This is a genomic window from Nonomuraea aridisoli, assembly GCF_003236395.1.
GTDB classification, from domain to species: Bacteria; Actinomycetota; Actinomycetes; order Streptosporangiales; family Streptosporangiaceae; genus Nonomuraea; species Nonomuraea aridisoli.
In genome coordinates this window covers 1-21018 of the sequence record NZ_POUD01000161.1, presented here as the reverse complement: position 1 = coordinate 21018, position 21018 = coordinate 1, and the positions used below count along the sequence as shown (strand labels likewise).

Below are 21018 nucleotides of genomic sequence, written 5' to 3'. Positions count from 1 at the left end.
GGCGGGCGGGACGTGAGCATCCTCACCACGCTGATCGGGCTGCTCTTCGGCGTGCCGACGCTGCTGGTGGTCATGCGGTTCATCGACCGCGGCACCTCCGCGCGCAAGTGGATGATGGGCATCGGCGCGGTGCTGGGAGTCGTCTCGTACGGGATGTTCCTCGTCACCCCGTACGGCCTGGTCGCGGCGCAGCTCAGCATCGTCCTGTGGGCCATCAGCTCCAAGCTGGCCGGGGAGCTCAGCTACAAGACCTTCAGCCAGGAGCTGTTCCCGACGATGTTGCGCGGCACCGCGCAGGGCCTCACGTTCGGCGTCTCGCGCGTCCTGCTCGGGTTGTGGAGCTTCGTCGTCCCGGTGATCGCGAGCGGCGGGATCACCGGCGTCGCGACGGCGCTGACCGTGTTCGTGGCGATCTCCGGCGTGGTCGGGTTCTTCTTCATGCCGGACACCGCCGGCAGACCGCTCGAGGAGATCGAGGCGGAGCGCTCCGGTGTGCCGCCCCAGCAGTCGCCCCAGCAAAGGAGCCAGACGTGAGCAGGCCCAACATCCTGCTGATCACCAGCGACCAGCAACACTGGACCACCCTCGGCGTGGTCAACCCGGAGATCAGCACGCCGAACCTGGACCGGCTGGCGGCCGAGGGCACCCGGTTCACCCGGGCGTACTGCCCGAACCCCACCTGCACCCCGACGCGCGCGTCGATGATCACCGGGCAGTTCCCCAGCCAGCACGGCGCGTGGAGTCTCGGCACCAGCCTGCCCGAGTCGGCGCCCACCGTCGGCGACCGGCTCCAGGGCCTCGGCTACCGCACCGCCCTGGTGGGCAAGGCGCACTTCCAGCCGCTGGCCAGCACCGAGCGCTACCCGTCGCTGGAGGCGTACCCGCTGCTGCAGGACCTCGCGTTCTGGAAGCGCTTCCACGGACCCTTCTACGGCTTCCAGCACGTCGAGCTGGCGCGCAACCACACCAACGAGGCCCACGTCGGCCAGCACTACGCGCTGTGGATGGAGGAACGCGGCTTCACCGGCTGGCGGGAGCACTTCCTGCCGCCGACCGGGACCATGGACCCGGCCGCCGAGTTCACCTGGCCGATCCCGGAGGAGTTCCACTACGACGCCTGGATCGCCGAGCGGAGCAACCGGCTGCTCGACGAGTACGCGGCGGCGGGGGAGCCGTTCTTCCTGTGGGCGAGCTTCTTCGACCCGCACCCGCCGTATCTCGCGCCGGAGCCGTGGGACACCATGTACGACCCCGACCGGCTGACCATCCCCGAAGCGGTGCCGGGCGAACACGACCGCAACCCGCCGCATTTCCGGATGACCCAGCTGGAAGATCCCGACTTCGGCCCGCCCGAGTCCGGGCAGCTCACCCACGGCTTCCACTCGCACCGCCGGAGCGATGCCGACCGCAGGAAACTCGTGGCCACCTATTACGGCATGGTCAGCCTGCTCGACAAGTACGTCGGGCGCATCCTCGACCGCCTGGAGGCCCTCGGCCTGGCCGACGACACGATCGTGGTGTTCACCACCGACCACGGGCACTTCTTCGGCCAGCACGGGCTGCAGGCCAAGGGGCCGTTCCACTACGAGGACCTGATCAGGGTGCCGCTCGTCGTCCGGTATCCGGGCCGGGTGCCCGCCGGGCGGGTCAGCGACGCGATCCAGTCCACCGCCGACCTCACGCCCACGTTCCTCGGCTTCCTCGGCGAGCCCGTCCCCGGGTACATGACCGGGATCGACCAGCACGCCGTGTGGGAGGGCACCCGCCCGGCCGCGCGGGACCACACGCTCGTGGAGTTCCACCACCAGCCGACCACGCTCAACCTCAGGACGTACGTGGACGACCGGTACAAGCTCACCGTCTACCAGGGCCAGGAGTACGGCGAGCTCTTCGACCTCCAGGAAGACCCGGGCGAGCTCCGCAACCTCTGGGACGCCCCCGAGCACGCCGACCTCAGGAGCCGCCTGCTGCTCCGCTGCCTGTGGGCCGAACTGGCCAAGGAACCGATGTGGATGCCCCGCATCGCGATCGCCTGATCGGCCCGTGGCGAACGCGGGCGAGCCGCCGGGGGCTGTCAGGTCAGGTCGTGGCTGACCCAGACGTTCGGTTCCACGTAGACGGCGTGGTCGTGGGGCACGTCGCAGTGCACCGGGGTGAGCGCGCCCGGCACCTCGATCGCGCCCGTGCGGTCGAACGGCAGGCCCGTCCACGCGCGCCACTCGTCCAGCGTGCCCGACACCGTCATCGAGCGTGGCGCCACCTTGACGATCCGGCCGCCCGCGCGCGCGTGCACGCGCAGCCACGGGTCGTGCGGCAGGCCGTCCTCGCGGGTGCGCCAGGCGTACTCCGTCATGGGGGTGTGCGGTTCGAGGTGCTTGTTGTTGGGACGTACGGGGGCGACCAGCTCGCGGTGGCCGAGCCGGGCGGCGTGCTCGCGCATGGCGGCCAGCATCCGCCCGGACAGCCCGGTGCCGAGCAGGTCGCGGCGGACGGTGATCTCCAGCGCGGAGATCGCGTCGGGCTTCTCGCCGCGCTCGCGGGCCAGCCAGCCGGAGCGGATCACCGCGTCCCACCCGTCGTCGGGCAGCTCGTCCCCCTTCGCCAGGTACGGCATCATGCAGGCCCGCGCGACCATCCGTCCGGGCTCGGCGTCGTCGTCGGCGACCAGCACGTAATCGGCGTACGTCGTGGTGGCGACCGCGTAGAACAGGTCGGCCACAGGATCGTTCAGCACGAACTCGTGCCACGTGTGGTCCATGTCCCACAACGCGGGCGCGAACCCGGGACGCTCGGCGAGCGTCGTGATCTGGAGGGCCATGTGGATCATCCTGCCCGCTCCCCGCCCAGAAAGCGCCGCATTTATCAGCACATTTCGCGACTTAAAGGACGGCATGCCGGTGCGCTAGCGTCGGCGGCATGACAGAACTTGACGCCAGGCTGCGAGCCATCCTCGACCTGGGCGTGGCCGAGGCGCGCGAAGGCGCGGGCCGGCACGAGTACGACGGCCAGATCCAGGACCTGTCGCCCGACGGCGTACGCGACGGGCTGGCCCGGCTCGGCGAGGGCGACCTCCCCGCCGACCCGCACGACGCCGGGCACCTCCAGGTGTTCGAGGAGAGCCTGCGGTACCAGTACGGCGAGCTCGAACTGCACCGCAAGAACCCCCTCATCCACCTGTCCAACCTCGACCTGGCCTGCTACGACCGCGACTACGCCCCCGCCGAGGAGCGCGCCGCGGCCAAGGCCGCCCACCTCGCGCGCTGGCCCGAGGCCGTCGACCACGCCGTCGCCGCGCTCGACCAGGTGCCCGCCCCGGTCGCGAAGTCCCTGATCGGCGCGGTCAAGGGCCTCGCGGCCGGCGTCACCGACGAGACCGCGCTGAAGGCGCACGCCCGGCTGGTCGCGCACATCGAGCGCGCCATCACCGAGGGCGACCCCGACGCCGCGCTCGGCGGACAGGCGCTGGCCACGCTGATGGGCACCGCCGAGGGGCTGCCCGTCGACCTCGGCAGGCTGGCCGAGCGCGCCGACGCCGAGCGCGACCGGCTCATGGGGCTGCTCGCCGAGTCCTGCGCCAAGCTGGGGGAGAAGGACCGCCCGCCGCTCGACGTCGTACGCGAGCTGGTCAAGGACCATCCCGACGCCGACGGCGTGATCGAGGCGGCCCGCGTCGGCACGGAGAAGGCCATCGCGTTCACCCGCGAGAAGGACCTGGTGCCGTACCACGACGGTGAGTGCCTGGTCGGCCCCGCGCCCGAGTCGCGCCGCTGGGCGATGGCCATGATGGCGTGGAACGCGCCCGGCGAGCCCGAGGGCCCGTCGTGGTACCACGTCACGCCGCCCGACCCGTCCTGGCCGGCGCACGAGCAGGAGGAGTGGCTGGAGGTCTTCAGCCGGGCGACGCTGCCGGCGATCAACGTGCACGAGGTCGCCCCGGGCCACTTCTCGCACGCCAGGGCGCTGCGCCGGGCCCCCTCCGACGTCCGCCGGCTGCTGCAGTCGGTGTCGTTCATCGAGGGCTGGGCCCACTACGCCGAGGAGCTCTGCGTCGAGGAGGGCTTCGAGGCCGGCGACCCGCGCTTCGAGATCGGCGTCTGGGTGGAGGCCCTCATCCGGGTCACCCGGCTGGCCTGCGCGATCGGCGTGCACACCGGCCAGATGACTGTCGAGGACGGCGCCCGGCGCTTCGAGTCCGACACCCATCTGGCGGGCCCGGCGGCGCTGTCGGAGGCCCGGCGGGCGTCGTTCGACCCGACGTACGGCCGCTACACCTGGGGCAAGCTGCTCATCCAGGACCTGCGCGAGCAGGCCCGCGAGGAGTGGGGCGCCGCATTCACCGTGCAGCGCTTCCACAAGGCGCTGCTCGACCTCGGCGCGCCCCCGCTGGGCCTGATCGGGGCGATCCTGTAGCGTCCCGGCCCGATCGGGGAACGTCCTTCATTCCAAGGAGGTGATCCGTGCGCGAGCTCTCCGGCAAGGTCGCGGTGGTGACGGGCGCGGCCAGCGGCATCGGACGGGCCCTCGCCCTGCGGTTCGCGGCCGAGGACATGACGCTGATGCTCGCCGACGTCGACCACGACGGGCTCGCGCGCACGGCGGCCATGGCCGGCGAGGCGGGCGAGGCCGGGGTGCTCACGCAGATCACCGACGTCTCCGACGCCGCGGCCGTCCGTCACCTGGCCAACCGGTGCTTCGGCGAGCTGCGGGCCGTCCACGTGTTGTGCAACAACGCCGGCGTCTTCCAGGGCGGCCACATGTGGACGCGTGACGAGGAGGACTTCTCCTGGCTGCTCGGCGTCAACGTGTGGGGCGTGCTGCACGCCGTCCACGAGTTCGTGCCGCGGATGATCGAGCAGGACGCCGAGGGCCACATCGTCAACACCGTCTCCGCGGCCGGGCTGTTCGCGGCGCCGGGCACGGGCGGCTACGCGGTGACCAAGTACGCCGCGCTGGCCGCGTCGCTGGCGCTCGCGCGCGACCTGGCCGCGACGGGGTCGAAGCTGCGCGTGACCGCGCTCTGCCCCGGCGCGGTCAAGACGCGCATCGGCGAGTCCGAGCGGGTGCGCCCGGCCGGCCCGTTCACCCGGCCCACGCAGGACGAGCTGGACTCGCGCGAGGCGGTCAGCAGGGCGGCCGAGCAGGGCGTGGAGCCGTCGGAGATCGCCGACCTGGTGGTGAAGGCCATCCACGACGAACGGTTCCTGGTGCTGACCGACCCCTCCCACGCCGACCGCCTGCGCCGGCAGGCCGAGGGCCTGCTCGGCGGTGACCTGCCCGATTACCAGTGACGGTCGTGCGCCAGCACTCGCACCACCGCCCCCTTGCGCGGCTTGACCAGCAGCCGCACGGAGTCGCCCGGCAGCACGTCGCGGTAGACGCCCGCGCCCACCTCGTACGAGGTGGCCTTCGCCGAGACGCCGTCGTGCAGGGCGATGTAGTAGCGGGTGCGTGAGCCGTTGTCGCCGACCGACTCGACCTTCACCCAGCGCTTGACGACGTGCCCGGCGGCCTCCAGCCGCTCGCGCGCCCGCGAGGCCGGGGCGGGCTCGATCTCGACGCCCTGCCAGCCGCTGCCCGTGAAGATCCACTCCTGCTGCGGGTTCACCGGCACCGGGCCCGGCCCGGCGACCTCCCGGCCGCGCGCGGTCAGCAGGAATCCCCGGCCGCTCACGAGCAGGCCGATCCCGGCCAGCCACGACACCATGGTCGCGATCGTCCCCAGCCACGAGATGCCGGACATGCTCACGGTGGCGAACCAGGGGACGACGAGCGCGGCCGCGAGCAGCAGGGGCACGATCATGGTCTGCCAGCGCCGCCGCGCCAGCCCCAGGTCGATGGCGCACTCCCGGACGAGCGGCACGAACCGCCTGTCGAGATCGGCCGCCTCGGGCATGAGCGCGATCACGGGCGCCCGCGGCGCCCCCGCCATCCGGGCCCGCACGCGCTCCAGCACCCACCGCTCGTACGGCAGCAGCGGCTGCTCCGGCGGTGGCGCCAGGGAGAGGCGGTCGCCCTCGATCGTCATCCAGCCGCGCGCGACCAGGTCGAACAGCGTCGAGTGGAACACGTCCTGAGGGCGCATGCCGCGTAAGTGCTCCGCCACGGGCGCCGGCACGGTGTGCGCGGGCGCCTGGCGGGGAGCTCTGTCGCGACCGGACACCTTGAAGGCGGCGGCCAGCGCGGCGAACCAGAGCGCCCACGCGGTCACCGGCCAGACAAGATCCATCTTTCTGTGGTAGCACGTCAGGCCCCCGGCGGGCCAGGTGTGAGACCCGGTGCCGATAGACTGAGGGCACCGCATTTCGCCTTTGGGGAGGGTTCACGGTGTCTGAATTCGACACAGTGCTGGTCGTCGACTTCGGCGCTCAGTACGCGCAACTTATCGCCAGGCGGGTGCGCGAGTGCCACGTCTACTCCGAAATCGTCCCGTCGTCCATGACGGTCGAGGAGATGATGGCGAAGAACCCCAAGGCGATCATCCTGTCCGGCGGCCCGTCCTCCGTCTACGCCGACGGCGCCCCGGCGGTGCCGCAGGGGCTGTTCGAGACGGGCGTGCCCACGTTCGGCATCTGCTACGGCTTCCAGGCCATGGCGCAGGCGCTGGGCGGCGAGGTGGCCCGCACGGGCGTCGCCGAGTACGGCGGCACCCCGCTGGAGGTGCTCGACCAGGGCGTCATCTTCACCGGCCTGCCGCAGAGCCAGACGGTCTGGATGTCCCACGGCGACAGCGTGGCCGCGGCCCCCGAGGGCTTCCTGGTGACGGCCTCGACCCGGCAGACGCCGGTCGCCGCGTTCGAGCACACCGGGCGCGGTCTCTACGGCGTGCAGTTCCACCCCGAGGTGCTCCACACCGAGCACGGCCAGGCGGTGCTCAAGCGCTTCCTCGAGGTGGCCGGCTGCCGCCCGACGTGGACGATGCTCAACATCGTCGAAGACTCCATCGAGGCCGTGCGCCGCCAGGTGGGCGACGGCCGCGCGATCTGCGCCCTGTCGGGCGGGGTCGACTCCGCGGTGGCCGCCGCGATCGTCCAGCGCGCCATCGGCGACCGGCTGACCTGCGTCTTCGTCGACCACGGCCTGCTGCGCAAGGGCGAGGCCGAGCAGGTCGAGCGCGACTTCGTGGCCGCCACGGGCGTCAAGCTGCGCGTGGTCGACGCCGAGGAGCGCTTCCTGAAGGCCCTCGCGGGCGTCTCCGACCCGGAGGAGAAGCGCAAGATCATCGGGCGCGAGTTCATCCGCGTCTTCGAGGACGAGCAGCGCGCCATCATGGCCGACGGGCCGGTGCAGTTCCTCGTCCAGGGCACGCTCTACCCCGACGTGGTCGAGTCGGGCGGCGGCACGGGCACGGCCAACATCAAGTCCCACCACAACGTCGGCGGCCTGCCGGAGGACATCGAGTTCACCCTTGTCGAGCCGCTGCGCGCGCTGTTCAAGGACGAGGTGCGCCGCGCCGGCGAAGAGCTGGGCCTGCCGCCCGCGATGGTATGGCGCCAGCCGTTCCCCGGCCCGGGCCTCGGCATCCGCATCGTCGGCGAGGTCACCAGCGAGCGCCTGGCCATCCTGCGCGAGGCCGACGCGATCGCCCGCGAGGAGCTCTCCCGCGCCGGCCTCGACCGGCAGATCTGGCAGTGCCCGGTGGTCCTGCTCGCCGACGTCCGCTCGGTCGGGGTGCAGGGAGACGGCCGCACCTACGGTCACCCGGTGGTGCTGCGCCCGGTGACCTCCGAAGACGCGATGACGGCCGACTGGTCGCGGGTGCCCTACGACGTGCTGGCGCACATCTCGACCCGCATCACCAACGAGGTCCGCGAGGTCAACCGCGTCGTCCTCGACGTGACGAGCAAGCCGCCGGGCACCATCGAGTGGGAGTGACGCCCGCCTTCCCGGCCCTCGCGCCCGGCTAGGATTGTGGGTCACCCCGGTGCATACAGGTAACGAGCGTGGGAAGAGGAGGCTGGCCCTGGGCCAACTCAGACCGTAGTTGGCAATGGGACATTCAAGGTGTCGATGACTTGGGTGCTCGGCGTTCGCGGTCTAGAAGGGTGGCAGGGCCTGCATGCCTCAGGCGAGTGACGAGGGCGGGCAGCCGCTGGTGCTGCTCGTGGAGGACGACCCGCAGGACGCGTTGATCGTCGAGGAGTTGCTGGCCGACAGTGGCCTCGCGGTGCGCCTGGAGTGGGTGCGTTCGGTCGACGCGGCCAGGCAGGCGCTGCGGCGGCTGCGTCCGCAGTGCGTGCTGCTCGATCTCGGGCTGCCCGACGCGTACGAGTTCTCCGCGCTGTCCGCCGTGCTGGCGGAGGCCGGCGACGCGGCCGTGGTGGTGCTCACCGGCCTGGCCGAGGAGCAGGCGGGCCTCGCGGCGGTGAGCGCGGGCGCGCAGGACTACCTGGTCAAGGGCCGGGTGGAGCCCGAGTGGCTGGGCCGGTCGCTGCGTTACGCCATGCAACGCAAGCAGGCCGAGCAGGCGGCCGTCGCGCTGCAGGCCGAGCGCATGCGCGCGAAGGAGAACGCCCGCCTGGAGCGCGGCCTGCTGCCGACGCCGCTGCTGCAGAGCAGGCCGATCGAGGTGGCCACCCGCTACCGCGCGAGCAGGGGCTCGGCCACGCTCGGCGGCGACTTCTTCGACGTGGTCGAGTCCGACGACAAGGTCGTGCACGCGGTGATCGGCGACGTGTGCGGCCACGGCCCCGACGAGGCCGCGCTGGGCGTCTGCCTGCGCATCGCCTGGCGGGCGCTGGTGCTCAGCGGGGTGACCGGCGCGGCCCTGTTGCGCCAGCTCGAACGTATCCTCGAAGCCGAGCGGTCCGGAGGGGAGGTCTTCGTGACGATGACCACGCTCATGCTGGAGCCCGACCAGCGCACGCTCCGGCTGTGGCGGGCGGGTCACCCCGGCATGCTGCTGCACGACGGAGGCCAGGTCACCCTCGCCGACCCCGGCCAGAGCCTCGCGCTGGGCCTGCCGGTCGAGGCCGACTGGCACCAGGACGTGCTGGAGCTGCCGGAGGACGCCGGGATCACGCTGTACACCGACGGCCTGTTCGAGCGCCGGCTGCCCGGCGAGCCGCCGCGCTGGCTGGGCGAGGAGGGCCTGCTCGACCTCGCGCGCCGCCACGCCCACCTCGACGGCGAGGGCTTCCTCGACGCGCTGCTCGCCGACATCGAGTCCGTCACCGCGCCCGAGGCGGCCGCCGACGACCTGGCGGTGGTCCATCTCCGCTGGACGGCGCGGTCATGAGCGAGCGCGGGTGGCGCCGGCTGACGGTGCAGGGGTGGTTCGTGGTCGTGCTCGTCGCCATCACGATCCTCATCGTGGTCTGCGCGGGGATCGGCATCATCACGCTCGACCGTACGAACCGGCTGTCCGACCAGCTCACCACGCGGGTCTCCCCGGCCAGCATCGAGGCGGCCGAGCTGCAGAAGGCCCTGATCGACCAGGAGACCGGGGTGCGCGGTTTCCTGCTGACCGGCGACCGGACGTTCCTGGAGCCGTACGCCGACGGCGTGGCGGCCGAGCGGCGCAGCCGCCAGCGGGTGGCCGCCCTCGTCTCCGACCGTCCCGAGCTGCTCGCCGGCCTGGACGCCATCGCCGCGCGTGCCGAGGCATGGCGCGGTGACTACGCCGAGTCCCTGACGCGGGAGCGTGCGGACGGCTCCGTGCCGTCCGGCGCGGTGGAGGAGAGCAAGCAGGCGTTCGACGAGATCCGGGCGCTGCTGGACCAGCAGAACGACCGGCTGGCCGACCTGCGCGCGCAGGTCCTGCGGCAACTCGGCCAGGCCGAGCGCACCCGCAACATGGCCTTCGCCGCCATGCTCGTGGTCTTCTCGGTGGCGGCGCTGGCGATGGCCGTGCTGCTGCGCCGTGCCGTCGGGCGGCCGCTCGACGAGTTGCGCATGGCCTCCCGCCGCATCACCGCCGGCGACTTCGACCACGCGATCCCCGCCCGCGGCCCGGCCGACATCCGCGAGGTCGCCAAGGACGTCGACCTGATGCGGCTCAGGATCGTCGAGGCTTTGGGCGAGTCGCACCGCCAGCAGGTGCTGCTGCGCGAGCAGGCCGCCGACCTCGACGCCCAGGCGGCGGAGCTGCGCCGTTCGAACGCCGAGCTGGAGCAGTTCGCGTACGTGGCCTCCCACGACCTCCAGGAGCCGCTGCGCAAGGTCGCCACCTTCTGCCAGCTCCTGGAGAAGCGTTACGGCGAGGTGCTCGACGAACGCGGCATCCAGTACATCCGCTTCGCGGTCGACGGCGCCACCCGCATGCAGGTGCTGATCAACGACCTGCTGAGTTTCTCCCGCGTGGGCCGCGTCTACGACGACCGCCGCCCCGTCGATCTGGGCGAGACGCTCGACAAGGTGACCGACGACCTGTCGGCCGCCGTCGAGGAGTCGGGCGCCCACATCGAGCGCCCCGCCGAGCTGCCCAGCGTCGTCGGCGACCCCACCATGCTGGGCCTGCTCTGGCAGAACCTCATCAGCAACGCGATCAAGTTCCGCGACCCCGGACGCGCGCCGGTGATCCGCATCGGCTGCGAGCCCGCCGAGGAGGGCTGGTTGTTCTCGGTCGAGGACAACGGCATCGGCATCGAGGCGGAGTTCGCCGACAAGGTCTTCGTCATCTTCCAGCGCCTGCACAGCCGCGAGGCCTACAGCGGCACCGGCATCGGCCTGGCGATGTGCAAGAAGATCGTGGAAAATCACGGCGGCCGGATCTGGCTCGACACCGCCTACGACGGCGGGGCGCGCCTCTGCTTCACCCTGCCGGCCGACCACCAGCCGCGGCCGCAGCTCGCCGTCGCGGGCACCGATCACGAAGGAAACAGCTCATGACTACCGGGCAACCCATCGAAGTCCTGCTGGTCGAGGACGACCCCGGTGATGAGCTCATCACCCGCGAGGCGTTCGAGGACAACAAGATCCGCAACAACCTCCACGTCGTGAGAGACGGGCTGGAGGCGCTCGACTTCGTCTACCAGCGCGGTGTCTACGCGGGCGCGCCCCGCCCCGACCTCATCCTGCTCGACCTCAACCTGCCGAAGTACGACGGCCGCCAGGTGCTGGAGAAGATCAAGGGCGATCCCGACCTGCGCGCGATCCCCGTCGTCGTCCTGACGACCTCCTCGGCGGAGGAGGACATCCTGCGCAGCTACAAGCTGTTCGCCAACGCGTACGTGACCAAGCCCGTCGATCTCGACCGGTTCATGGCGGTCATCCGGCAGATCGACGAGTTCTTCGTCACGGTGGTGCGCCTGCCGGGCCGGGTCCACGCGGCGGGCGGCGACGACGCCACCACCTGACGGGTCAGTCGTTCCGCTCCGTGCCGGGCGGCGGGCCGGAGACGGCCTCGGGGGGCACCGGCATCGGTGCGGTGTCCTCCTCCAGCGGCTCCGTGGGCTCGTCGGTCTCGTCGACCGGCTCGGGCAGCGGCTCGGTGGGATCGTCCTCGGGCTCAGTGGCCAGCGGTACGACCGGCTCGGGTTCGCCGGGCAGCGGCGCGACCGGCTCCGGCCGCGCCGGGGCGCCGCGCAGCCGCCGCCAGAGGGTCCGTACGAGCTCGGCGAGCAGCCGCGCCAGGCTGCCGAGCAGCAGCGGCACCAGCAGCATCCCGACGAGGATCGGCGCGGCCATGTACCGGAAGTCCTGCGCCGAGATGTTGGCCAGCACCGCGAGCTGCTGCCCGGCCACCACCGCCGCCACCGCGAGCGCGTACTGGTTGCGCAGCGCCCATGCCGCCAGCGCCACGCTCAGGTAGCTCAGGTACGCCCACGACGCCCCCCGCCACAGCGCCCAGTCGTAGCGGGGGGCGAGGGCGGCGGTCAGCCACCGGTCGGCGAGGTCGTTGAGCCGCATGGACAGCGGGCGCAGCGAGTACACCGACCGGCCCGGGAAGTCCGCCACCTTGCCCGGCCCCACGTAGGTGTCGGCGTTCGGCCGCAGCGAGAACCGGTACGTCCCGCCGCCGACCGCCGCCTCGTCCTGCAGGGGCCGCCACGCGATCGACCCGCGGCACACGCGCGCGGAGACGATCGTCGCCGGGTCGCTCACCAGCAGCCGCCGCCACAGGCTCAGCAGCTCGCCGGCGCGCGCGTCGGCCTGCGTCCAGCTGAAGTCGCGCCGCCAGATCAGCGGATTGACGGTGTGGCAGGTGCCGCCCTCCCGCCACCGGGTGAGCGGGGCCACCGACTCCATGAGCGCTCGGTCCCGGTCGGTGAACAGCTCGGGATGCTCCCGGTAGGCGACCGCGATGTCGCCGAAGGCCGTGTGGTAGACGTACGTGTTCGAGGCCGGGGTGATGCCGAAGTGCGGGAACACCACGGTGCTGAGCACGAGTGGCAGCGCCGCGGCGAGCCCGCCGGCGACCAGCAGCCGTACACGTGCCGTACGGACGATCACCATCAGCACGAGCACGGCCACCCCCGCCACGAGGAAGCCGTTGGCGCGGAACAACCCCAGCGCCGCGAGCGACGCCGCCAGCCCGAGCAGCGCCGGCCCGGTCACGGCCCGCCGCGCCGCGATGCGCGCGCACACCCCCGCCGCCACCACCGCGCAGATCGTGAACGGCACGTCCTTCCACAACGTCACCGCGAACGCGCCCACCGGCGGCGCCAGCGGCATCAGCACGGCCACGACGGTGGTGAGCAGGCGCGGCGCGCCCAGCGCGGCCAGCGACCGCGCGAGATACGTCAGCGCCCCGGCCATGGCCGTGGTCTGCGCGAACGTGACCGCCCCGAGGTCGCCCGTGCCGGTGAAGCTCAGCCACAGCAGCGCGTCGTAGACCACCGAATGGTCGCTCACCCACGGGCCGACCACGGTGTGGCTGAGGTAGAGGACGGAGTCGCGGCTGAACAGGCCGGGGTAGAAGGCCGCCCACCAGCATCCGAGCACCGCCTGGATGATCAGGAAGGTGGCGAGGGGCGCCCTCGGCCTGCTGTCACGCGCCATGAATTCCGATCTGGGGCTGCCGGGAGACGTACGCGGAACATTTTCCCGCAGTGCCGGCGCGCCTACGGGGAGCGACGCGAACGCGAGTCCCTGAATGCTGCCGGCTTCCCGATGACGTCACCCAGCCCCGGTCGCGTCCCGGGCGGCTGACCTCGGTGCGCCCAGAGCCGTCGGACGCCCGCTAACGCTCATGGTCCTTGCGGACCGCGGCGCACAGCTTCGACAGGCTCGGGCTCTCGTCGCACCGCTTGACCTTGCCGTCGCCCGCGTACACCTTGCGGTTACCGAGTGGCCGGCCGAGCTCGATGACCTCTGCCCTGGCCCGCACCTCGGACGGCTTCGAGTGGCAGGTAAGACCCCAGGTGCCGTCCAGGCTGCCGTGTTCGGTCAGATGGATCGTCACCGAGCGCTCGGTCTCCTCCGCCGGTGAATCGGTCACCCGGTGGCAGGGGGACGGCTGGTAGACGACGGTCAGCTTCTTCCCCTTCGAAGCCGCCCAGAAGGTGAGGATCTCTCCTCCGTCCTCATTGGGGGAGGTCGTGAGGCGCTGCGAGTTGCGCAGTCTCCGTTCCTGCTCCAGCTTCTGGTACCCCTCCTGGACCTCCCGGTACCTCTCATCCCATTCGGCCCGCTCCTGCCTGCTCTCTTCAGCGGCCGCTTCCAGCCCGCGGTACGAGCTGTACACCCAGACGCCGCCGCCCAGGAGGAAGATCATGCCGAAGATCGCCGCGATCCTGGTGGCGGCGTACGCCGCGTCGCTCGGCTCGACCCCCGGATACCTGTACTGCCACCGCCTCCATGCCCAGTCGCGCCGTGGATCGATCGCGAGCAGCAGCAGAACGAGCCAGACGGTGACCGCGATGACTGTGATGAGGACGCCGAACAGGATCACCGTCGCGCTTCCCTGATCGCGTCCGACGGGCGGGCAAGAGGCGAACGAGCTGAGTTGATCAAAGAACGCACGTCCAGAAAGCTACCTAACCGCAGGTTGCCGAAAGCAGCGGCCCGGCCGGCCTGACGAGGATCGCCCCGGCCGGTGAGCGTGGACCGATAGCGTACGGCCGCCCCGGCCTCTTGAGCCTCAGGCGTCCAGCACCGCCTGGAGGAACTCCCGGGTGCGCTGGTGCTCCGGCTCGGTGAAGATCTGCTCGGGGTCCCCTTCCTCGACGATCTGGCCCTGGTCGAACATGAGGACCCGGTCGGAGATGTCCCGGGCGAAGCGCATCTCGTGGGTGACGCACAGCAGGGTCAGGTTGCCCTGCTGGGCGATGTCGCGCAGCAGGTTCTGCACGCCGGAGACGAGCTCGGGGTCGAGCGCGGAGGTGACCTCGTCGAGCAGCAGCACCTCGGGCTCCATGGCGAGCGCCCGCGCGATGGCGACCCGCTGCTGCTGCCCGCCGGACAGCCGCGACGGGTGCTTGTCCGCCTTGTCGGCCAGCTCGACCAGCTCCAGCAGCTCGCGGGCCTTGGCCTCCGCCTGGTCGCGGGGGACGCCGAGCGCGCGCACCGGAGCCTCGGTGATGTTGCGCAGCACGTTCATGTTCGGGAAGAGGTTGAACTGCTGGAACACCATGCCGACCTTCTTGCGGACCTGGCGCAGGTGCTTCTCGTCGGCGGGCACGAGCCGGTCGCCGCGCCGCGTGTGGGACAGGTACCGGCCGTCGACCTCGATGGTGCCGGAGGTGACGCGTTCGAGGGTCATCAGCAGGCGCAGGATGGTGGTCTTGCCCGACCCGCTGGGGCCGATCAGGGTGACGCGTTCGCCCGGCTTGACGTGGAAGTCCAGCTCGCGCAGGACGGTCACGTCACCGAACCGTTTGACGACCTTGTCGAAGCGGATCATCCACTGGCGCTCGGATTCGGCGCGGGAGTCGTGGCCCGGCTGGGTTTCAGTGGTCAAGACGGCGCTCCATACGGCGGATGAGGATCGACGCGGGGATCGCGATGAGCAGGAAGAACAGCCCGGCGATGGTGACGGGCTCCAGGTAGCGGAACCGTTCGGAGCCGAGCTCACGGGCGAGCCCCATGACGTCGACGACGGTGATCACGGACAGCTGGGGCGACTCCTTGAAGATCGCGACCAGGTAGTTGCCGAGGGCCGGCAGCGACCGGCGTACGGCCTGCGGCAGGACGACGCTGAGCCAGGTCCAGTGGCGCGGCAGGTTGAGGGCGACCGCCGCCTCCCACTGGCCCTTCGGCACCCCGTCGATGCCCGCCCGGTAGACCTCGGCGGTGTAGCAGGCGTAGTGCACGCCGAGCCCGATGATGCCCGTCGTCAGCGCGGTCATGCTGACGCCGAAGTCCGGCAGCACGTAGTAGACGACGAACAGCTGCACCAGCAGCGGCGTGCTGCGGATGAACTCGGTGACCGCGCCCACCGGGCGGCTGATGTACGCCCGGCGCGAGCGGCGCAGCAACGCCAGGAACAACCCCAGGACGAACGCGAGCACCGCGCCGCCCAGCGTCGCCTGCACGGTGACGAGCAGCCCCTGGGTGAGCAGGTCCGGCAGGATCTCCAGGGTCCAGTCCCAGTCCCAGATCATCGGGCGCCCTCCACCGCCGGCGCGGAACGGCGCCGGCGGGGCCGTTCACGGCCCACCACCCGCGCGGCCCGCCCCTCGACGTACCTCATCAGCAACGTGATCAGGTACGAGAACAGGAAGTAGATCACCAGCATCAGCGCGAAGACGACCAGCTGGTCGCTGCCCGAGTTGACCAGCAGCCGGCCCTGGTAGGCCAGGTCGGTCACGGTGATGACGGACAACAGCGACGTCGTCTTGAGCAGCTCGATGAGCAGGTTGTTCATCGGCGGCACCATGGCGACGAACGCCTGCGGCAGGATGACGTAGCGCATCCGCTGGTACGGCGTGAAGTTGAGCGCGACGGCGGCCTCCCGCTGGCCGGGGGGTACGGCCTGCACCGCGCCGCGCACCACCTCCGAGCCGTAGGCGCCCAGGTTGAGCCCGAGCGCCAGGATGCCGGCGCCGACCTTGTCCAGCTGGTAGCCGGTCAGGATGGGCATCGCGTAGAACAGCCAGAACAGTTGCACCAGGACCGACGTGCCGCGGAAGAACTCCATGTACGCGCGGGCGACGCCGCGCACGCTGCGCAGGCGCGAGGTCGCCATCAGCCCCACGACGAGGGCGATGGCGATGGCGATCACGGAGCCGCCGAGCGTGCTCTGCAGGGTGACGACGGCGCCCCGGCACAGGAACGGCATCGCCTCGCCGAGAGTGCCGGGCAGCTCGGCGCCGCACGGGTTGATGGTCGTCATGCTCGCGTCAGGAGGCCGCGCAGAGCTGCTCTGCGGTGAGGGTGGCCGCCTTCTCGACCTCGGTCGCGGTGAACCCGAACTTCTCGATGAGCGGCAGCACGCCGTTCGCGTCGTGCAGCTTCTTCAGCTCGGCGTTGAACGCGTCCCGCAGGGCGGTGTCCTGCTTGCGGAAGCCGAACCCGCCGGCGCCGACCTGCTCCTCGCCGTCGACGACCGGCACGAACGACTCGGTCACCTCCAGCGGTTCGTCGGCGTACTGCTGCTGGAGCGTCCAGCGCAGCGAGACGGCGGTCAGCGCGATCGCGTCGACCCGTCCGGCGAGGATGCCCTTGAAGGCGGCGTTCTGGTTGGGGAAGACCTGGATGCGGTCGCCCGGGACGCCGGCGGCCTCCGCATAGCCCTTCTCGACGGCGCCTTCGAGCACGCCCACCGTGGCGTCGCCCTGCGCGACGTCCTCGAACTTCGTGAGCTTCTTCGGGTTGCCGGTGGTCACCAGGAGGGCGTTGGAGGTGGCGTAGTCGGGGTTGGAGAAGGCGATCTCCGCGCACCGCTCGGGGGTGATGGACATGCCGGCGGCGATGAAGTCGTACTGCCTCGACTGCAGACCGGGGATCAGGGAGCCGAAGGAGTCGACGATCTGGCCCTCCAGGTTGTCCACGCCGAGCGACTTGAAGATCGCGCGGGCCACCTCGATGGCCTCGCCGGTCAGCTCGCCGCCGCTGTCGCGGTAGCCGTACGGCTGCTCGTTGGCGATGCCGACCTTGATCGTGCCCGCCTGCCTGAGGGCGGCGAGGGGGTCGCCGCTCTGGGTGGCGCCGGTGTCCTCGACGCGGCTGCAGCCGGCGAGGAGGGCGGGGGCGCCGACGATGGCCGCCGCGGTCAGTCCTGAGTTTCTGAAGAAATCCCGACGCGTCCAGCGGTTGGCCGTCACGCTTTGCTCCCGTTCGTGCCGATATTGTCATTGGGCTCATCAGAGCGGTCCAACAGAGACGGGGGTGTCTCCGCCATCCGGCGCTCTGGGCGAGATGAGCAGGCCAGGCGGGGGTGCCGTGGCCTCGCGTCACCGCTTCGCCGTTCCGGCTCCGCTTCCAGGGGCATGGGGAGGCGGATCGTCGGCCGGCGATGCGGTTCGCCAACATGTGCCCCGAACCTAGCGAACCTGGGCAGATGCCTTCTTCGACCGAGTTTCGGCGGCGATGTTTGAGGCCCCGGTAGGTGGGGGTAGGGCATCGCGTTCGTCCGTTTTCGGGGCCTTGGAACGGCGCCGGCCGCGGGCGGCGCTCGGCTCGATCGCCTGCTGAACAGGCGATACGCCGCTCACAACGGCTGATCTTCCTCGGTTAGAGATCTGTTTCGAGGAAGTCGCGGAATCATCTCGGCGGGATAACGGCAGGACCGTTACGGGCAGATTTTACGTGATGTGGATCACAGGGTATTGATGTCATCCTGTGATCCTGTTGATCTGACGCGCGGGGAAGCCGGGTAGTTTGCGGCGTTCATGGTGATGTGCGTCACCCGGAAAACGACGACGGCGGCCCGGGTGGTTCCCGAGCCGCCGTCGCAGGATCGGTCTAGAAGTAGCTCGTCCCGGACTTCAGGCCGCCCTTGGCGCGCATCAGCGTCGGCACGGTCACCATGTGGTAGCCCTGCTTCTTGAGCTCCTTGAGGATCTCGGGCATGACCTGCACCGTCTGCGGCACGACGTCGTGCATGAGGATGACGCCGTCACGCTGGGCCAGCTTGAGCACGACGGCCTTGATCTTCTTGGTGTCGCGCAGGCTCCAGTCGAGCGTGGTGCCCGTCCAGAGGATCTCCGGCAGGTCCACCTGGTCGGCCACGCGCAGCACGCGCTCGTCGGTCTGCCCGTACGGCGGGCGGTACATCTTCGGCCGCACGCCCGTCGCCTTCTCGATCACCTCTTGGTTGACCTTGAGCTCGTCGAGGATCTCGTAGTCGAGCAGCGCGGGCAGCGCGGCGTGGGAGTAGGTGTGGTTGCCGATCGCGTGGCCCTGCGCCAGGATCTGCTTCGCCACCTTCGGGCGCTTCTCCACGCGCTCGCCGACCAGGAAGAACGTCGCCTTGGCGCCGGCCTTCTTCAGCGTCTTGAGCAGGGTGGGGGTGTACTCTCCCGGCCCGTCGTCGAAGGTCAGGGCCAGGCATTTCACCCGGGTGCAGTCGACGGTTTTCGGCGCGGTCACGGTCGCCTGCGCGGGGAGGGAGGTCAGGGCCAGCGAGGCCGCCAGAAGGGCATGAATCACCACGGCTAGCAGCCTAGAGCCAACATCATCCGCCCATAGCCCCTGGAACGTTTCGGTATGGGCACATCACCGGGCGAGCCTGGCCTTGAGGAACAACGTCACCCCTTTGAGCGAGGTCACCGGCAGATAGCGCTCCGCGCGGACGATCGCCGACAGGCCGGCGTTGACCACGAGGGACGTCCGCTGCAAGTCGCTGCCCCGGGAGCGGCGCCGCCGCAGGGCCACGACCGGCCGCAGCAGCACGTTCCAGCTCCACACGCGCTCCACCCGCAGCCCGGCCTGCTCCACCACGACGGTCAGCGACTCGCGGGCGTAGCGGCGCACGTGGCCGACGGCGTCGTCGTGGGCCGACCACAGCGCCATGTCGCACGGCACGGCGATCAGCGCGTGGCCGCCCGGCGCGAGCACGCGGGCGATCTCCGCGGCGACCAGGTCGTCCTCGCGGACGTGCTCCAGCACGTCGAACGCGGTCACCAGGTCCACGCTCCCCGGCTCGAACGGCAACGCCCGCGCGTCGGCGCGCACGGCCCTCAGCCCGCGCTCCCTCGCCACCTCCACCGCGCTCTCGCTGTAGTCCGTCGCCGTGGCGTCCCAGCCCTCCTCGACCAGGACCCGGGTGTTGCCGCCGCCCGCGGCGCCGATGTCCAGCGCCCGCCCGGGACGGCCCAGCCGGCGCAGCTCCCTGCGCAGGATGGCCCGGCGCTCGCGGTACCACCAGTGGGTGTCCTCCAGCGCGACCAGGCGGCGGATCTCAGAGCTGTCCATCGGATCATTTCCTCGCACGAGCGGAGCGGAGCAGGGTGATGAGGCAGTACGCGGCGGCCACCGCGCCGATCTCCGCCGTACGGCGGGCGTCCGGCGGGGTCCAGAGCAGCGCCGCCGTGGTCAGCAGCGCGAAGAGCACCGCGGCGCGCACCCCCGAGAGCAGCCCCGCGGCGGCGAACGACGTGAGCCGCGCCGCCGCCGGCGCGCACGGCCGGACGAGCACCGCGTCGGGGTGCGTGGGGCGCGGCTCCGGGCGCGTCACGTCGATGCGGGCCCGCCCCGTGGCCATCGACCAGGCGACCCTGGCCAGCCCCTTCAGGTCGTCGAGCGCCGTCCTGACGATCCGGACGCGCGAGTCGGCGTCCTCGATCCAGTCGACCGGCACCTCGTGCACGCGCAGCCTGTTGTGCTCGGCCAGCAGCAGCAGCTCGGTGTCGAAGAACCAGGCGTCGTCCTCGACCTTGTCCATCAGCGGCCTGACCACGTCCGTCCTGGCCGCCTTGAACCCGCACTGCGCGTCGCTGAAACGCACGCCGAAGCCGTGCCTGAGCAGGATGTTGTAGGCGCGAGAGACGATCTCGCGGCGCAGCGAGCGGCGGGTGCGCGCGCCGTGCGCCAGCCGGGTGCCGATGGCCAGCTCGGAGTGGCCGCTGGCCACCGAGGCGACCAGGGGCAGCAGCGCGCCCAGGTCGGTGGACAGGTCCACGTCCATGTACGCCACGATGTCGGCCGGGCTCTCGCGCCACGCGGCCCGCAGGGCGGCGCCCCGGCCGCGCACGTCGAGGCGGCGGGCGTGCACGTGCTCGTGCTCCTTGGCCAGCGTGGCGGCGACGGGCCAGGTGGCGTCGGTGCTGCCGTTGTCCACGATCGTGACCCGCCACGGCAGCGGGAACCCGTCGAGGAACGCCGTCAGCGTCCTGACGCAGCCCGGCAGCGCGCGTTCCTCGTTGAGGACGGGAATGACGATGTCCACGCCGGCCAGGCGGGCGGCGGGGGCGCGGACGCGGGGTCTCGGTTTCGTGGCGGCACGCGTGTCCATAGATTCCCCTGGCTGTTCGTGGGTCCAGGAAAAGCGTGGTGGGGGCGTCCAGCGCGGCGCGGGCGATTTCCCGGCATCATTTCCTGATGCCTGCCGAGGCTTTACCTACGGGCGAGTGTGTCCGGGGCGATCTCGTAGACGGACGAGGTCGCGTTGCGAAACCGAAGCCGGGCGAATTTCCCCAGTTGCGGATTTATCCCGGTAAATAGCCATTTCACGCCGTATTTGGTGGCGAGGTGCTGGACGTTCTCCGCCGTCGGCGTCCGGAACACCGCGTCGTTCGCCGCCAGCCGCACCGGGTCCGCGTACGGCAGCGTGAGGTACGGCGTCGCGAACAGCTCCGCGCGCGACAGGGTGCTCTCGGCGTACGCCCAGCCCTCGACCAGCACCCGCCGCTCGGTGAACGCCGACACCCAGTAGTGCCTGCTGTCGCACGCCACCCAGCGGGGGTGCAGGCAGTGCAGGTCCGTGGCCACCACGTCGCCGGGCGCGGAGTGGTCGCGCAGCCACCGCCCGGCCGCCAGGGCGCCCTTCGGGATGAGCCGCTCGCGTTCGTCCTCTTCCAGCGGCAGCACGTGCCCGGCCACCGTCACGGCCGAGGACGGCACGGCGTACCCGGCGAGCAGCGCGGCCAGCCCGGCCGCGCACAGGCGCCGCCACACCAGCGCCACCCCCGCGACCAGCGCCAGCACCGCGTAGGGCGCCACCACCCGCACCAGCTCCCCACCCGGCAGGTCCAGCCC

General features: G+C 71.2%; 20 protein-coding genes. 8 read left to right on the top strand and 12 right to left on the bottom strand.

Annotated elements, in window-relative coordinates; translation table 11 throughout:
* Together C1J01_RS30535 and C1J01_RS30530 are read left to right on the top strand one after the other, a co-directional pair.
* Positions 1-534, top strand: a 534-nt coding sequence (locus tag C1J01_RS30535) for an MFS transporter (protein WP_146615778.1), incomplete at its 5' end; no start/stop codon positions are given.
* Positions 531-2036, top strand: coding sequence for a sulfatase family protein (locus C1J01_RS30530; RefSeq protein WP_111182432.1), 1506 nt, complete (start codon positions 531-533; stop codon positions 2034-2036). The genes C1J01_RS30535 and C1J01_RS30530, both read left to right, overlap by 4 nt.
* Before the next feature lie 38 nt (positions 2037-2074).
* Here C1J01_RS30530 and C1J01_RS30525 read toward each other — a convergent pair whose 3' ends face one another.
* Positions 2075-2818 (bottom strand): N-acetyltransferase, encoded by a 744-nt coding sequence (locus tag C1J01_RS30525; protein ID WP_181449046.1) that lies wholly within the window; start codon positions 2816-2818, stop codon positions 2075-2077.
* 98 nt (positions 2819-2916) lie between these two features.
* Between C1J01_RS30525 and C1J01_RS30520 the strand changes: the two genes are divergently transcribed.
* Entirely contained in the window at positions 2917-4410 is a 1494-nt protein-coding gene (locus C1J01_RS30520; RefSeq protein ID WP_111182430.1) for a DUF885 family protein, read from the top strand.
* A 47-nt stretch (positions 4411-4457) separates the two neighbouring features.
* On the top strand, positions 4458-5288 hold the full coding sequence (locus C1J01_RS30515) for an SDR family NAD(P)-dependent oxidoreductase (RefSeq protein ID WP_111182429.1): 831 nt from the start codon (positions 4458-4460) through the stop codon (positions 5286-5288).
* On the opposite strand, the gene C1J01_RS30510 is transcribed toward C1J01_RS30515, so the two are convergent.
* Positions 5279-6226: a DUF2207 domain-containing protein gene (locus C1J01_RS30510; protein ID WP_146615777.1), complete on the bottom strand. Its 948-nt coding sequence runs from the start codon at positions 6224-6226 to the stop codon at positions 5279-5281. The two genes, C1J01_RS30515 and C1J01_RS30510, sit on opposite strands and share 10 nt — an antisense overlap.
* A 98-nt stretch (positions 6227-6324) precedes the next feature.
* On the opposite strand from C1J01_RS30510, the gene guaA reads away from it, so the two are divergent.
* The 4 genes from guaA to C1J01_RS30490 all read left to right on the top strand — a co-directional run bounded on the left by guaA (position 6325) and on the right by C1J01_RS30490 (position 11294).
* Entirely contained in the window at positions 6325-7872 is a 1548-nt protein-coding gene (guaA, locus tag C1J01_RS30505) for a glutamine-hydrolyzing GMP synthase (RefSeq protein ID WP_111182427.1), read from the top strand.
* A 184-nt stretch (positions 7873-8056) separates the two neighbouring features.
* Complete coding sequence (locus C1J01_RS30500; RefSeq protein ID WP_111182426.1) at positions 8057-9235, top strand: PP2C family protein-serine/threonine phosphatase; 1179 nt, start codon at positions 8057-8059, stop codon at positions 9233-9235.
* A complete protein-coding gene (locus C1J01_RS30495) occupies positions 9232-10827 on the top strand; it encodes a sensor histidine kinase (RefSeq protein WP_111182425.1) in 1596 nt (531 codons plus the stop codon). Before C1J01_RS30500 ends, C1J01_RS30495 begins: the two co-directional genes overlap by 4 nt.
* A complete protein-coding gene (locus C1J01_RS30490) occupies positions 10824-11294 on the top strand; it encodes a response regulator (protein ID WP_111182424.1) in 471 nt (156 codons plus the stop codon). Before C1J01_RS30495 ends, C1J01_RS30490 begins: the two co-directional genes overlap by 4 nt.
* A gap of 4 nt (positions 11295-11298) precedes the next feature.
* On the opposite strand, the gene C1J01_RS30485 is transcribed toward C1J01_RS30490, so the two are convergent.
* From C1J01_RS30485 to C1J01_RS50235, 10 genes are all read right to left on the bottom strand, one after another.
* On the bottom strand, positions 11299-12939 hold the full coding sequence (locus C1J01_RS30485; RefSeq protein WP_111182423.1) for a hypothetical protein: 1641 nt from the start codon (positions 12937-12939) through the stop codon (positions 11299-11301).
* A 181-nt stretch (positions 12940-13120) separates the two neighbouring features.
* The gene (locus C1J01_RS30480) at positions 13121-13831 is read right to left on the bottom strand and encodes a hypothetical protein (RefSeq protein WP_111182422.1); all 711 of its coding nucleotides are present in this window, start codon (positions 13829-13831) and stop codon (positions 13121-13123) included.
* A gap of 189 nt (positions 13832-14020) precedes the next feature.
* The gene (gene ehuA, locus C1J01_RS30475) at positions 14021-14782 is read right to left on the bottom strand and encodes an ectoine/hydroxyectoine ABC transporter ATP-binding protein EhuA (RefSeq protein ID WP_111182434.1); all 762 of its coding nucleotides are present in this window, start codon (positions 14780-14782) and stop codon (positions 14021-14023) included.
* A gap of 46 nt (positions 14783-14828) precedes the next feature.
* Complete coding sequence (gene ehuD, locus C1J01_RS30470; RefSeq protein WP_111182421.1) at positions 14829-15482, bottom strand: ectoine/hydroxyectoine ABC transporter permease subunit EhuD; 654 nt, start codon at positions 15480-15482, stop codon at positions 14829-14831.
* Positions 15479-16213, bottom strand: a complete 735-nt coding sequence (ehuC, locus tag C1J01_RS30465; protein ID WP_220040175.1) for an ectoine/hydroxyectoine ABC transporter permease subunit EhuC — start codon at positions 16211-16213, stop codon at positions 15479-15481. Before ehuC ends, ehuD begins: the two co-directional genes overlap by 4 nt.
* A 7-nt stretch (positions 16214-16220) precedes the next feature.
* A complete protein-coding gene (gene ehuB, locus C1J01_RS30460; protein ID WP_111182420.1) occupies positions 16221-17144 on the bottom strand; it encodes an ectoine/hydroxyectoine ABC transporter substrate-binding protein EhuB in 924 nt (307 codons plus the stop codon).
* A gap of 640 nt (positions 17145-17784) precedes the next feature.
* On the bottom strand, positions 17785-18474 hold the full coding sequence (locus C1J01_RS30455; protein ID WP_181449045.1) for a polysaccharide deacetylase family protein: 690 nt from the start codon (positions 18472-18474) through the stop codon (positions 17785-17787).
* Between the two features lie 63 nt (positions 18475-18537).
* Positions 18538-19236, bottom strand: a complete 699-nt coding sequence (locus tag C1J01_RS30450; protein ID WP_111182418.1) for a class I SAM-dependent methyltransferase — start codon at positions 19234-19236, stop codon at positions 18538-18540.
* A gap of 4 nt (positions 19237-19240) precedes the next feature.
* Complete coding sequence (locus C1J01_RS30445) at positions 19241-20275, bottom strand: glycosyltransferase (protein ID WP_111182417.1); 1035 nt, start codon at positions 20273-20275, stop codon at positions 19241-19243.
* Between the two features lie 101 nt (positions 20276-20376).
* A partial coding sequence (locus C1J01_RS50235; protein ID WP_220040174.1) for a hypothetical protein occupies positions 20377-21018 on the bottom strand: 642 nt, incomplete at its 5' end.